The organism is Actinoplanes sp. NPDC048791 (assembly GCF_040650095.1).
GTDB lineage: Bacteria > Actinomycetota > Actinomycetes > Mycobacteriales > Micromonosporaceae > Actinoplanes.
Genome location: NZ_JBEZGQ010000128.1, coordinates 1 through 13312 on the forward strand (window position 1 = coordinate 1; position 13312 = coordinate 13312).

The 13312-nt window shown below is 71.4% G+C and carries 15 protein-coding genes; 7 read left to right on the forward strand and 8 right to left on the reverse strand.

Annotated elements, in window-relative coordinates; all coding sequences use genetic code 11:
* From AB0C29_RS12660 to AB0C29_RS12670, 3 genes are all read right to left on the reverse strand, one after another.
* On the reverse strand, positions 1-974 hold a 974-nt coding region (locus AB0C29_RS12660), incomplete at its 3' end, for a DUF6596 domain-containing protein (RefSeq protein ID WP_360819275.1).
* Between the two features lie 2 nt (positions 975-976).
* Positions 977-1384, reverse strand: a complete 408-nt coding sequence (locus AB0C29_RS12665) for a YciI family protein (RefSeq protein WP_360819236.1) — start codon at positions 1382-1384, stop codon at positions 977-979.
* 37 nt (positions 1385-1421) lie between these two features.
* Complete coding sequence (locus AB0C29_RS12670) at positions 1422-1919, reverse strand: pyridoxamine 5'-phosphate oxidase family protein (protein ID WP_360819239.1); 498 nt, start codon at positions 1917-1919, stop codon at positions 1422-1424.
* Positions 1920-2032: 113 nt separating this feature from the next.
* Here AB0C29_RS12670 and AB0C29_RS12675 point away from each other — a divergent pair, with 113 nt between their 5' ends.
* Positions 2033-2497, forward strand: a complete 465-nt coding sequence (locus AB0C29_RS12675; protein ID WP_360819242.1) for a tetratricopeptide repeat protein — start codon at positions 2033-2035, stop codon at positions 2495-2497.
* On the opposite strand, the gene AB0C29_RS12680 is transcribed toward AB0C29_RS12675, so the two are convergent.
* Positions 2451-4010: an FAD-dependent monooxygenase gene (locus tag AB0C29_RS12680; protein ID WP_360819246.1), complete on the reverse strand. Its 1560-nt coding sequence runs from the start codon at positions 4008-4010 to the stop codon at positions 2451-2453. The two genes, AB0C29_RS12675 and AB0C29_RS12680, sit on opposite strands and share 47 nt — an antisense overlap.
* 257 nt (positions 4011-4267) lie before the next feature.
* Here AB0C29_RS12680 and rox point away from each other — a divergent pair, with 257 nt between their 5' ends.
* Positions 4268-5698, forward strand: coding sequence for a rifampin monooxygenase (rox, locus tag AB0C29_RS12685; protein ID WP_360819249.1), 1431 nt, complete (start codon positions 4268-4270; stop codon positions 5696-5698).
* 253 nt (positions 5699-5951) lie between these two features.
* On the opposite strand, the gene AB0C29_RS12690 is transcribed toward rox, so the two are convergent.
* The gene (locus tag AB0C29_RS12690; protein WP_360819252.1) at positions 5952-6629 is read right to left on the reverse strand and encodes an endonuclease VII domain-containing protein; all 678 of its coding nucleotides are present in this window, start codon (positions 6627-6629) and stop codon (positions 5952-5954) included.
* Here AB0C29_RS12690 and AB0C29_RS12695 point away from each other — a divergent pair.
* A complete protein-coding gene (locus tag AB0C29_RS12695) occupies positions 6549-7130 on the forward strand; it encodes a GNAT family N-acetyltransferase (RefSeq protein ID WP_360819255.1) in 582 nt (193 codons plus the stop codon). The genes AB0C29_RS12690 and AB0C29_RS12695 overlap by 81 nt on opposite strands.
* A gap of 24 nt (positions 7131-7154) precedes the next feature.
* Here the strand turns inward: AB0C29_RS12695 and thrS are convergent, their stop codons facing one another.
* Positions 7155-8378 (reverse strand): threonine--tRNA ligase, encoded by a 1224-nt coding sequence (thrS, locus tag AB0C29_RS12700; RefSeq protein ID WP_360819258.1) that lies wholly within the window; start codon positions 8376-8378, stop codon positions 7155-7157.
* Positions 8379-8717: 339 nt separating this feature from the next.
* On the opposite strand from thrS, the gene AB0C29_RS12705 reads away from it, so the two are divergent.
* The 4 genes from AB0C29_RS12705 (at position 8718) to AB0C29_RS12720 (ending at position 11679) form a co-directional block, all read left to right on the forward strand.
* Positions 8718-9143, forward strand: a complete 426-nt coding sequence (locus AB0C29_RS12705) for an Hsp20/alpha crystallin family protein (protein ID WP_360552087.1) — start codon at positions 8718-8720, stop codon at positions 9141-9143.
* A 5-nt stretch (positions 9144-9148) separates the two neighbouring features.
* A complete protein-coding gene (locus AB0C29_RS12710; RefSeq protein WP_360819261.1) occupies positions 9149-9469 on the forward strand; it encodes an STAS domain-containing protein in 321 nt (106 codons plus the stop codon).
* Positions 9470-9593: 124 nt separating this feature from the next.
* Positions 9594-11282: a sulfatase gene (locus tag AB0C29_RS12715; protein WP_360819264.1), complete on the forward strand. Its 1689-nt coding sequence runs from the start codon at positions 9594-9596 to the stop codon at positions 11280-11282.
* A 40-nt stretch (positions 11283-11322) separates the two neighbouring features.
* The gene (locus AB0C29_RS12720) at positions 11323-11679 is read left to right on the forward strand and encodes a DUF6204 family protein (RefSeq protein ID WP_360819267.1); all 357 of its coding nucleotides are present in this window, start codon (positions 11323-11325) and stop codon (positions 11677-11679) included.
* On the opposite strand, the gene AB0C29_RS12725 is transcribed toward AB0C29_RS12720, so the two are convergent.
* Together AB0C29_RS12725 and AB0C29_RS12730 are read right to left on the reverse strand one after the other, a co-directional pair.
* Entirely contained in the window at positions 11676-12551 is an 876-nt protein-coding gene (locus tag AB0C29_RS12725) for an aldo/keto reductase (RefSeq protein WP_360819269.1), read from the reverse strand. The genes AB0C29_RS12720 and AB0C29_RS12725 overlap by 4 nt on opposite strands.
* A 17-nt stretch (positions 12552-12568) precedes the next feature.
* A partial coding sequence (locus AB0C29_RS12730) for a 3-oxoacyl-[acyl-carrier-protein] synthase III C-terminal domain-containing protein (RefSeq protein ID WP_360819272.1) occupies positions 12569-13312 on the reverse strand: 744 nt, incomplete at its 5' end.

A 13312-nucleotide genomic window follows, 5' to 3' on the forward strand; every position in this document is an offset into this window, starting at 1 on the left:
TCCAGCTCCGCCAGGGCGGCGAGCCCGGCGCGCGGACCGTCGGCCTCACCGACTGCGACAGCCCGGTTGAGGCGGGCCACCGGACTGCCGGTGAGACGCACGAGTTCGTCGTACCACTCGACGATCTGCACCCAGTCGGTCTCCCCGGCCGTACGGGCGTCGGCGTGCAGTGCGGCGATGGCCGCCTGGGCCTGGAACTCGCCCAGCCGGTCGCGGGCCAGGGCGGCCTGCAGCACGTCGACACCCTCGGCGATCAGCCGGGTGTTCCACCGGCTGCGGTCCTGCTCGGCGAGCGGCACGAGCCGGCCGCCGGGACCGGTACGCGCCTCGCGCCGGGCGTGGTGCAGCAGCATGAGCGCGAGCAGCCCGGCGACCTCCTCGTCCAGGGTCCGGGCGGCCAGTTCGCGGGTGAGCCGGATCGCCTCGCCGGCCAGGTCCACGTCACCGGAGTAGCCCTCGTTGAAGACCAGGTAGAGCACCCGCAGCACGGTGGCGAGGTCGCCGGGCTGGTTGAACCGCACCCCGGCGACGGTCCGCTTGGCCCGGCTGATCCGCTGGGCCATGGTCGCCTCCGGCACGAGGTACGCCTGCGCGATCTGGCGGGTGCTCAGCCCGCCGACCGCCCGTAACGTCAGCGCGACCGCCGACGCCGGGGTCAGCGACGGGTGCGCACACAGGAAGTACAGCTGGAGCGTGTCGTCGACCACCTCACCCGGGCCGGGCGGCGGTTCGGCCTCGACGCGTACCTCCCGGTGCCGGCGGGACGCTTCCGCGCGGGTGGCGTCGAGGAACTTGCGCCAGGCCACGGTGACCAGCCAGCCCTTGGGGTCGCGGGGCGGGTCATCGGGCCACCCGCGTACGGCTTCCAGCAGGGCGTCCTGCACGGCGTCCTCGGCCGCCGCGAAGTCGGCGCCGCGACGCACGAGGACGCCGATCACCGCAGGGGTGAGGCTGCGCAGCAGGGCCTCGTCCACTCTCACTCCGTGATGGTCTCGGGTTCGGTGTAGGCCGGGCGCAGTTCGAGCCACTCGTGGATCGGCTTGCCACCGGCGCCCGGCGCGGCGGACAGCTCGGCGGCCAGTTCCAGCGCCCGCTCGTAGCTGTCGACGTCGATCATCATCCAGCCGGCGATCAGGTCCTTGGTCTCGGCGAACGGTCCGTCGGTGATCGGCGGGCGCCCCTCGCCGTCGGAACGCACGAACGTGCCCTGCGGGGACAGCGCCTGTTCGCTGACGAACTCGCCGGTGCTCTCGAGCCGGGCGGCGAAGTCGCGCATGTACTGCAGGTGGGCGGACACCTCCTCTGGGGTCCACTGGTCCATCGGCACGTCGTTGGGCGGTGCCGGCGCGCCCCGGTAGTGCTTGAGCAGCAGATACTTGGCCATCACGGTCTCCTGTCGGTACGGGTACGGCTCATTGTGCTCAGGCCCGCTGCCGTTGCTCACGTTGCCGCACCAGTTCCTCGACGGCGCTGGGCAACGTCGTCTCGAAGTCGATGAGCTTGGCCCAGGTCGGCGTCACCACGATGCGGACCATGCCGTCGTACAGGGAGCGCACCTCCGCCTCCCACTGCACCCGCTGCTCGGCGGTCATCGTGTAGGAGCCGTTCATCTGCAGGTACTCCTGCGGGATGCCGTCGACGACGTCGAGCTCGGCCCGGCCGCGGATGAGCAGGATCTTGGGCGGATGCACCTCGGTGTCGATGGTCAGCGCGACCATCGGGTTGACCCGCAGGGCCGGCAGCTTCGGGGCGTTCGTGGACGTGCACATGACGATGTGCGAGCCGTTCCAGGTGAACGCGATCGGCACGTTGCGCGGGGTGCCGTCCTTGGCGACGTACGCCAGCCGGGTCAGGTCCCGGGCCAGCATCTCCTGGCTGAGCGGCCGGTGCAGAACCTCGGTGATCTCATCCTGGTGCACGGTCGTCCCTCTTTCCTCGTCCCCGGCGGCCGGTGGTGGCCGCTGGTGTCCCCTGGGACGCAGCCACCCTGAGGTTCTCGACACGCGACGCCCACCGAGTTCAGAATTTTCCGGTGACGGACACCGACCCCACCCTCGCCCGCATCGCCCGGGGCGTGGAGCTGCACCATCACGAGGGCCGACCGGATGCCGCCCGCGAGGTGTTCGCCCGGATCTGGGACGAGATCGGCGGCGAGCGCGGCGACCCGCTGCACGTCTGTGTCCTCGCGCACGCCCTGGCCGACGTGCAGGACGACGTCCGGCAGGAACTGAGCTGGGACCAGCGCGCGCTGGTCGCGGCCGATCAGCTCACCGATGCCCGGGTCGCCGCGGCCGGGGTCCCGCTGACGGCGGCCGGCCTGTATCCGTCGCTGCACCTCAACCTGGCCGAGTGCTACCGCAAGCTCGGCGACCTGGGCCAGGCCCGGGAGCACCTGCGGCAGGCGCAGGCGGGGATCGGCGCGCTCGGCGATGACGGGTACGGGCAGCTGATCAGAAGTGGCCTGGACCGCCTGACGGTGCTGTTGGCTGCGGATTAGGAGCACCGAACCAGGTGGCCAGCGCGTCGAGGAGCCCCTCGGTGCCGTCCGGGCCGAGGGCCCACGCGACGTAACCGTCCGGGCGGATCAGCAGGGCCTCGGCCGGTGGTGTCTGCGCTCGGGCGCTGATCAGGTCGATGCGGTCGCGCCACGCTGCGACCAGGTCGGCCAGGTGCCCGGAGCCGGTGAGGTCGACCAGCAGCGGCCGGCCGGCCCGCAGGAGCTCGGCGAGGCGGGTGGTCCGGCTGCCGATCCGCAGGTCGAGCTCCGGCGCGAACCGCCCGGTCACCGCATGGGCGGGGCCGGCGTGCATCCGGTACGCGACATCCGAGCCGGCCATCAGCCCGGCGATGTGCCCGGTGACACCGGGGAGGTCGAGCAGCTCGCCGACGACCTGGCGCAACGCGGTGACCGCGGGACCGGGGGACATCAACGCCAGCTGGGCCTGGGTCTGCATGGTGACCCGCTCGGCGGCCGGTTGACGCTCGGCGTGGTAGCTGTCGAGCAACCCCGGCGGTGCCCAGCGGTGCACCTGCGCGGCGAGTTTCCAGCCGAGGTTGGCCGCGTCCTGCAACCCGAGGTTGAGTCCCGGCGCGCCGACCGAGGGATGCACGTGGGCGGCGTCACCGGCGAGGAACACCCGGCCCTGACGGTACGAGGTGGCGATCCGGGTGTTGGCGACGTACCCGCGGCGCAGCAGGTGCGGCCCCGGCGTCGTCGGTGCGGCCAGCGGCACGTCCTGCCCGAGGACGCGGTGCAGGCTGTCGCGCACCTCGTCGAGGCTGACCGGGACGTCGTCGTCCGGCGCGGGACCGTCCCACTCGATCACCGACACCATCAGGACACCGGGGGTGTGCGGCACCATCACGTAGGCGCCGCGCTCGGTGCGATGCCAGGCGTACAGGCCGATCCGCTCGCCGCCGGGCAGCACGACGGCGGCGGCCTCGGTGCTGATCGACGACGCCGGCACGCTCACGTGGGCGGCCCGCGAGACGACGCCCGGATCGGTGTGGCCGGCGAACGAAATCCCGATCTGCTTGCGGACGCCGCTGCGCGCGCCGTCGCATCCGACCAGATAACCGGTACGCATCTCGTAGGCGCCGTCCGGGCCCTGCACCTGTACGGAGACGCCGTCGTCGTCCTGACGCAGCTCCAGCAACTGGTGCCCGCGTCGCAGGTCCACGCCCAGTTCCCGGGCCCGCTGCGCCAGCATGGCTTCCAGCTGCGCCTGGCGGATCTGCAGGCCGTACAGGGGATTGTCGGCCAGGCCGGACAGTTTCAACGGCAGCGCGCCGAACAGGAAAGCCGGAGCGGCCTGCGGCCGCTCTTCAAGGAACCCCCGGTGGTCCAGGAACCGCACCACCTGACCGAGCAGAGCATTGGCCTTGTACGCCGTGCTGGGCTCGGGCAACTGCTCCAGCACGATCGGGCGCACACCGGCGAGCACCAGTTCGCCGGCCAGCAGCAGCCCGACCGGGCCGCCACCCACGATGATCACCTCAGCAGCAGACATGCCGGGCACCATAGCGGCGGCTGACCAGGGCAAATGCCACCACCCCGAGCTGCCGGAAACCGCGCCCGTGGGATAATTGGGTGGACGCGGACGGGTGCGACTTGTAGCTTGCAGGCGATCGTGACAACGCCCGAGGAGGTGAGACCCATGAACGCTGTATCGCTGTGGGTGCTCCCCCTCCCGTCACGGCCGGGCGACTGACGTAGGCGTCGCCGGGAGCGCCTCACCACCAAGGCTCTCCCGGAAGGCAATCACCTATGCACACTTTCGACGTGATCATCGCCGGCTGCGGTCCGACCGGCGCGATGCTGGCGGCGGAGTTGAGGCTGCACGACGTACGGGTCCTGGTCCTGGAGCAGGAAACCGAGCCCGTGTCGTTCGTCCGCATCGTCGGCCTGCACATCCGCAGCATCGAGCTGCTGGCGATGCGCGGCCTGCTGGAACGCATCCGCGAACACGCCCGGCAGCGTCCGGCCGCCGGCTTCTTCGCCGCCATCAACAAGCCCGTGCCGCCGGGCCTGGATTCGGCTCACGCCTACCTGCTGGGCATTCCGCAGCCGGTCATCGTCGACCTGCTCGAACAACACGCGACCGCCCTGGGCGCCGAGATCCGCCGCGGCTGCACGGTGACCGACCTCCAGCAGGACGACGACGGCGTGACCGTCGAACTGGCCGGCGGCCAACGCCTGCGCTCGCGCTACCTCGTCGGCTGCGACGGCGCCCGCAGCACTGTGCGCAAGCAGCTCGGTGTGGCGTTCCCCGGCGAGCCGTCCCGGAGCGACACCCTGATGGGCGAGATGGAAGCGGGGGCGCCGCCGGAGGAGATCGCCGCCAAGGTGACCTCGGTCCGCGACACCCACAAGTCGTTCACCGTGCAGCCCTTCGGCGACGGCGTCTATCGCGTCGTGGTCCCCGCAGCGAGAGTCAGCGAGCGGGCGGAACCGCCGACGATCGAGGACTTCCGACAGGAGCTGCGCACGGTCGCCGGAAGCGACTTCGGTGTGCACTCGCCGCGCTGGCTGTCCCGGTTCGGCGACGCCACCCGCCTGGCCGAGCGTTACCGGGTGGGGCGGGTGCTGCTGGCCGGCGACGCGGCGCACGTCCATCCACCGGCGGGCGGGCAGGGCCTCAACCTGGGTGTGCAGGATGCCGTCAATCTCGGCTGGAAGCTGGCCGGCCAGGTGCGCGGGTGGGCGCCGGACGGGTTGCTGGACACGTACGAGGCCGAACGTCATCCGGTGGCGGCGGAGGTGCTGGACAACACCCGCGCCCAGACGGCGCTGTTCTCGCCCGAGCCGGGGGCGCAGGCGCTGCGCAGGCTGCTCAGCGAGCTGATGGACTTCGACGAGGTGAACCGCCACCTGATCGAGAAGATCACGGCGATCGGCATCCGGTACGACTTCGGGGCGGGGCCTGATCTGGTTGGTCGGCGGTTGCGGGATGTCGAGGTGAAGCAGGGGCGGCTCTACGATCTGCTGCGTCGTGGCCGGGGGCTGCTGCTGGACCGCACCGAACGGCTGAGCGTCGGCGGTTGGGCCGACCGGGTCGACTACCTCGGGGATCCGACTGCGGCGGTGTCTGTTCCGGGGTTGCTGTTGCGGCCTGACGGTCACGTCGCCTGGATCGGGGACGACCAGCGGGATTTGGACGGCCGGCTGTCTCGCTGGTTCGGCAAGCCCGCCGTCTGAGCAGGACGGCTTTCTCTCAGCGATAGCGACGCTGTCTCGATCGGCCGACCAGCAAGCCTTGTCTCAAGCCGTCCTACGGAAGACGCCGACGATCCCCTGCGGATTGTCGGCGTCTTCCCTAGCGGTCACGTCGTTCCTGAATTACTGGATTGCAATTACCAATAATCCAGTAATTCAGGATGCGCTCAGTAAACGGACAAAACGCCAGGACACCATAATGACAGTTATGGTATAGTCCTACCTGTCTGGTAGGTTACCGATTGAAGTGGTCGAGAGCAGCACGCAAGGCCGCTGGATCGTCGCGGAAGTGACTGATCGCTGAGTTGCAGCCCGTGCACAGCAGACCGCGCACCCGGCGGGAGTCGTGGCAATGGTCGACGACCAGCTTGAACGGTTCCGCGGTCGGCCTGCCGTCCAACCGCGGCCGCCCCAGGCGAACCCCCGGAATCTCGTCCTCGTGCCGTCGGCAGATCGCACACCGATAACCCTGAGCGGCACGCAACGCGTCGTACTCCGGCACCGAGATCCCGTACTTGGTCCTCAGGTTCTCCGCCCGGACACCCTCCGCGCCGATCCTGTCCCGGCGCTGCCTGTTGTCCCGCCGTGCACGGTCGCGGCAAGGTCGACAGGTCTTGTGTGTCATGCCGCCCGGCGCCAGGAACGCTTCCGGCGTGCGTATCCCTTGGCAGCGGGGGCACCGCTGCGACTCGGCCTCGGGTTCAGCAACGGCCGCGACCGTACGGCCGGGGTACGACAGAACCGCTGAGGACTCTTGTGCTGGGATACGGCAAGTATCAGCGCAGTTTCCGGCCAGACACGAGTCGTGACGCCAGCGGCTTACGATCGGCTGATGTTCCAGCCGATCTATCCGATGCGGACGCCGCGCCTCGCTCTGCGGCCCATCACCGTGGGCGACCTCGACGACGTCCATGCCTGGCAGAGCCGACCCGACGTCGTCCAGTGGATGGCAGGGGCCGAGCCCCGCACCCGCGAGCAGTCACGGGCGTCGGTGCTGGCCATGGCGAACGAGGACGCGCTGCGGGCCGAGGGCGACTGCCTGACGCTGGCCGCCACGACCGAGGCCGGCGTCGTCGGCACCGTGGAGCTCGTCTGGCGCAGTCAGCAGGACCGGACTGCCGAACTCGGCTACGTCTTCCATCCCGACCACGGGGGTCGCGGTCTGGCCACGGAAGCCGCCACGGCCCTGCTGGACTGGGGTTTCGACCGGCTCGGTCTGCACCGCGTCTACGCCCGGTGCCACAGCGGCAACACCGCATCCGCCCGCCTGATGACCCGGCTCGGCATGCGCCAGGAGGCCCACCACGTGGAGAGCTACCTGTTCCGCGGCGCGTGGGCGGACCAGCTTGTCTTCGCCGTCCTGGCCCAGGAATGGCGGGCAGGGCAGCAGCAAGCGGGCACGGCCGGTCCCTGACCCGCTACTGCCCTGACGCCGCCGTCAGCCCTCGGCGGGCAGCAGCTCGTGTGACCGCGCTTTCGCCACCGCCCGCACCAACCCCACAGCCTCCCCCCGAGCCATAGCCGGCACCTGCCGCCCATCACGCAGCCGCAGCGCCACCAACCCGTCGGCCTGCTCCCGCGGACCGATCACCGCCACGTACGGGATCTTCCGCCGCGCAGCATCCCGGATCCGCGCCCCCACGGTCCCGTCCCGGTCGACCTGCGCCCGCAGCCCCGCCTCGATCGCCTCCCGGGCGAAGTCGTCGGCCGCCTTGTCCTGCTCCGCCCCGATCGGCAGAACGCTGATCTGCACCGGGGAGTACCAGACCGGGAACACCCCGGCGTGGAGCTCCAGCAGAGCCGCGAACAGCCGTTCCATCGACCCGACCAGGCTGCGGTGCACCATCACCGGCCGGGCCTTCGCGCCGGCTGAGTCGGTGTAGGACAGGTCGAACTGGGCCGGTTGGTGGAAGTCGATCTGGATGGTCGACAGGGTCGATTCGCGGCCGGCCGGGTCCGCGATCTGGATGTCGATCTTCGGGCCGTAGAAAGCGGCTTCGCCCTCGACGGCCTCGTACGGCACCTCGGCCGCGTCCAGCGCCTCGCGTAGCAGCCGTTCGGCCTGATCCCAGTCGTCGTCCGCGCCGGCGTACTTGCCGCCCGGGCCACGCAGGGACAGCTGGTACGACGACACGTGCAGGCCCAGCGCCGCGTGGGCCTGGCGGATCAGGTCCAGGACGGCCGACACTTCCTGGCCGACCTGGGACACCGGGCAGAAGGTGTGCGCGTCGTTGAGTGAGATCGCCCGGACGCGGCTGAGGCCGCCGAGCACCCCGGAGCGTTCGGCGCGGTACATGCCGCCGATCTCGGCGAGGCGCAGCGGCAGGTCACGGTACGAGCGGGCCCGCGCCTTGAAGATCAGGGCGTGGTGCGGGCACAGGCTGGGCCGCAGGACCAGTTCGTCGCCCAGGTTCATGGGCGGGAACATGTCATCGGCGAAGTTGCGCCAGTGCCCGGACAGCTCGTACATCGCGCGTTTGCCCAGCACCGGCGAGTAGACGTGCTGGTAGCCGGCGCGCCGTTCGAGGTCGTACAGGTAGCTCTCGACCTCGTGGCGGGCGGCGGCGCCGGCCGGTAGCCAGAACGGCAGGCCCGCGCCGATCAGCGGGTCGGAGTCGAAGATGTCGAGTTCACGGCCGAGTTTGCGGTGGTCCACGTGCATCGGTTTCTCCCTGGGTGCGGGCCCGGCGACCGGTCCAGGGACAACGAACGTGGTCCCGGGCGGATCGCCCGGGGCCACGTCGTCGCAGATCAGATCAGCGCGGTGCTCCGCCGGGACATCCCGGCGTCGTCGTGGCGGACCTGAGGTTCATGCGATCACGGTACGGGCGCAGCCGCGCGGCCGGCAAAGCGTTTTCGACCCGGCTCGCCGACAACGTTCCGCCGCTGAACAGGTCGCGCTGAGTGCTTGACAGCGCACCGACGGTCGTTGTATCTCAGAAGAAGTTGAGTCTGCCGGACTCAAGAAGCCTGGTGAGGGAGCACCAAGGAGGAGATGGCCATGCTCATGCGCACGGATCCGTTCCGCGACATCGACCGCATGTTCGAGCAGCTCGCCGGCACCGCGGCGCGCCCGGCGGTGATGCACGTCGACGCCGAACGCGACGGCGACTGGTTCCACGTCTACTTCGATCTGCCGGGCGTCGACCCCGAGTCCATCGACCTGACCGTCGAGCGCAACGTGCTCTCCGTCCGCGCGCAGCGCCAGCGCGCCCGCCGCGACGGCGTCGAGAGCGTCATCGCCGAACGCCCGATGGGGGTCTTCACCCGCCAGTTGTTCCTGGGCGACACGCTGGACACCGACAAGCTCGAGGCCGAGTACGACAGCGGGGTGCTGCACCTGCGCATCCCCGTCTCCGACAGCGCCAAGCCGCGCCGGATCAGCGTCGCCGCCGGCTCGGGGACCCCGCGCCAGATCAAGGGCTGAGCACCATGCGCATCACCACCCACCTGGTCAACGACGGGGTGATCCGGCTGGCCGTGAACGGCGAGCTCGACCTGGGCACCGCCGACCTGCTGACCGACGCCGTCGACGAGGTGCTCGCCACGGCCCGCCCGGCCGAAGTGATCCTCGACCTGGCTCGGCTCAGCCTGTGCGACTCGGTCGGCGTCGACGCGCTGCTGCGGGCCCGGGCCGCCGCGGACACCCAGGCGGTGCACCTGACAGTGATCAACCCGCGCGGCATCGTCCGGCGCGTGCTGGACCTCACCGGCACGCTGGACCGGCTCACCGGGGTGCCCGCCCTCAGCTGACGAGGACAGCTCTGACCGCAACCTGACACCGCCTGGCACCACGCGCGCCGGGCGGTGTCAGGATCGGTGAGTACAGTTCGCCTCTGACAGGGGGCTCCACCGCAGCTGGTTAAGGATCGTCGGGTTGTCGTTCTTCAAGCGCTTGCGCGGGCGTCGCGTCACCGCGGCCGTGCTCACCGTCCTGGCCGCGGTGCTGGTCTTCCTCGCGCTGGTCGTGCCGGACCAGATCACCCGGCTGCCGCCCGGCGCGTCGGTCCCGGCGGCGTTCGTGCGCATCCCGATCGAGGCGCTCGCCGCGTTCGCGCTGCTGCTGGCCCTGCCGGCCCGTGCCCGCCGGGTCACCGCCGCGGTGCTCGGCGCCGCGCTGGGGGTGCTGACCGTCATCAAGGTCATCGACATGGGCTTCTTCACGGTGCTGGCCCGCCAGTTCGACCCGGTGCTGGACTGGCCGTTGCTCGCCGACGGTTACCGCTTCGTCAAGGGCTCGGTCGGCCGGCCCGGGGCCGTCGCCGCGGTCGCCGGGGCGATCCTGCTGGCGGTGGCCGTCCTGGTCCTGATGACCCTGGCCGTGCGCCGGCTGGCGGCGGTCGCGGCGGCCCACCGTACCGCCAGCACCCGCGGCATCGCTGCGGCCTGCCTCGCCTGGCTGGCCTGCGCCCTGCTCGGCACCTCGTTCGTCCCCGGGGTGTACGTCGCCTCCGACAGCGCCTTCGTGCTGGCCCACGACAACGTCCTCAAGGTCCCGGCGGCCGTGCAGGACCGGCGCGCGTTCGCCGCGGAGGCCCGCGACGACGCGTTCCGCGATGTGCCCGCCGAGCAGCTGCTGACCGGGCTGCGCGGCAAGGACGTGGTGTTCACCTTCATCGAGAGCTACGGGCGGTCCGCGATCGAGGACCCCAAGCTCAACCAGCGCGTCGACGCCACCCTGGCCGAGGGCGGCCGGCAGCTCACCGCGGACGGGTTCGCCGCCCGCAGCGGCTTCCTGACCTCGCCGACCACCGGCGGCGGCAGCTGGCTGGCCCACTCGACGTTCCAGTCCGGGGTGTGGATCAACAACGAGCAGCGCTACCGCAGCCTGGTCTCCGGCGACCGGCTGACGCTGACCAGTGCCTTCCGCAGGACCGCGGCCTGGCAGACCGTCGGGGTCGAGCCGGGCGTGACCTACGCGTGGCCGGAGGGGCAGTTCTACGGCTTCGACCGCGTCTACGACTCGCACACCCTGGGCTACCGGGGCCCGGCGTTCAGCTGGGCCACCATGCCCGACCAGTTCACCCTGAAGTCGTTCACCGATCGCGAGTACACCCGGCCCGGCCGCGACCCGCTGATGGCCGAGATCACCTTCGTGTCCAGCCACACCCCGTGGGCGCCGCTGCCGGCCCTGCTGGACTGGGCCGACGTCGGCGACGGTTCGGTCTACACCGCCCAGCAGCGCGGCGCCCCGTCGGCCGGCGAGGTGTGGAAGGACGCGGCCCGGGTCCGCGAGGCGTACGCGAAATCGATCAAGTACTCGATCGACAGCGTCGTGTCCTGGGTCCGCGAGTACGGTGACGACAACCTGGTCCTGGTGATGCTCGGCGACCACCAGCCGGCTCCGATCGTGGTCGGCGCCACCGCCAGCCACGACGTGCCGATCACCGTCGTCGCCCGGGACCCGGCCGTGCTGGACCGCATCGCGGACTGGGGCTGGACCGACGGGCTCGAGCCGGTCCCGCAGGCGCCGGTGTGGCCGATGGACGCGTTCCGCGACAAGTTCCTGACCGCGTTCGGCCCGTCCAACGATCCGCCGCGGCCCCTCGCACCACCCAAGCGGTAATCCGGTGGAGCGCGGCCCGGCCGCCCTCTACGGTCGGCGCATGAGCACACGCACCATCCGGGTCACTGTCCGCGGCGCCTTCGCCGGCCTGACCGACGACCAACGCGCCGAGCTGCTGGCCGACGCCGGCGAGCACGACGTGGCGTTCGCGGCGTACACGCCTGAGGGGTCGCTGACCTACGACATCGCGGCGCGGCCGTTCTTCACCTTCCGCTTCGCCGACACCGTCGAGCAGGAGCAGGACATCCCGGCCGCGGTGACCCGCGCCGAGACCGCCGCGGCGGCGTATCTGACCGGGCGTGGCTACGGCTTCAAGGACCTCAGCTCGCAGGCCGTGGACATGTCGCAGATCCCGCTGGGCAAACGCGGCCGCAAACTCGCCGCCCAGGGCGACTAGAGCGTCGCCAGCTGCTCGGCGGTGAGGCGCAGGGCGCCCGCGGCCACGTTCTCCCGCAGGTGCGTCACGCTGCTCGTGCCGGGGATCACCAGCACGTGCGGGCCCTGGTGCAGCGCCCACGCCAGGCGTACCTGTCCGGTCGTGGCCCCGTGCGCGGCCGCGACCGCCCGCACCGCCTCGTTGGTCTCCTCGCCGGCGCCTTTCTCGCGGGCGTCGCCGGCCAGGCTGAAGAACGGCACGAAGGCGATGCCGCGTTCGCCGCAGATCCGCACGAGGTCGTCGTGGCTGCGGCGGTAGTCCAGGCCGTAGCTGTTCTGCACGCACACGACCGGCGCGATCGCCTGCGCCTCGTCGACGTGGGCGAGGGTCGCGGCCGACAGGCCGAGGTGGCGGATCAGGCCCTGCTCACGCAGGGCGGCCAGGGCCGCGAACTCCTCGGCGCAGCTGCCGTGCCCGGGCCCGCGCAGCCGCAGATTGACCAGGTCGAGGTGGTCGCGGCCGAGCCGGCGCAGGTTCTCCTCGACCTGGGCGCGCAGCTGCGCCGCGCTGCGGGCCCAGCCTTCCTCGCCCGGGCCGACCTTGGTCGCGATGAGCAGATCTTCCGGGTACGGCCACAGCGCCGCCCGGATCAGCTCGGTGGCGTAGCGCTTGTCCCCGGTGCCGACCTGCAGGGTGCCGCCGGGGGAGACGTAGAACGCGGCGGTGTCGATGTGGTTGACGCCCAGTTCCACCGCGTGCCGCAGGACCCGCACGGCCGGGGCCGGGTCCGGGTTGACGGTCAGGCGCATCGACCCGAATCCCAGCCGGCGCACGGTGTGCCCGGCCAGGGTGAACGTCCCGGCGGCAGCGGCGTCGATCTTGTCTGTGGGCATCGCGCCAACCTAGCGCGTCACTGCTCGGTGGCGATCACATCCACCTGGGGCCAGGTCATCATGGCCGAGGCCCAGGTGAGGCCGCCGCCGAACGAGGTGGCCAGCAGGCGGTGGCCGGACAGCAGGGCCTCGTCGCGGCAGGCGTCGCCCAGTGCGAGCGGGATGGACGCCGCGCCGGTGTTGCCGACGCTGGCCACGTTGCCGATGCAGCGGTCGGCCGGCACGCCGATCTGCTCGGCGACCCGGTCCAGGATCCGCTGGTTGGCCTGGTGCGCGACGAAGCGGTCGACGTCGGCGACGACGTGCCCGGCGGCGCGCAGCACCTTCAGCGCCGAGGCGGTCATGTGCTCGACGGCCCGGCGGTAGACCTCCTGGCCGGAGACGGCCCAGAACGGGTCACCGGGGTCGGTCGTGGTGCGGGACCGCTGGCGGCAGCCGCCGTTCTCGATACGGATCAGATCGGCGGCGGCGCCGTCGCTGCCCAGGTCGAACGGGCCGATCGCGCCGGGCTCGCCGGTCTCACCGGCGCGCAGCACGACCGCGCCGGCCCCGTCGCCGAACAGAATCGCCGGGCCGCGGGCCTCCGGGGTGTGCTCCAGGAAGTACGAGTTGGTCTCCGCGCCGATCAGCAGCACCCGCTCGGCGATGCCCGCCGCGATCAGCCCGGCGCAGGTGGCCAGGCCGTAGACGAAACCGCTGCACACCGCGGCGATGTCGAACGCGGCGGCCGGGGCGACCCCGACCCGCCAGGCGACTTCGGG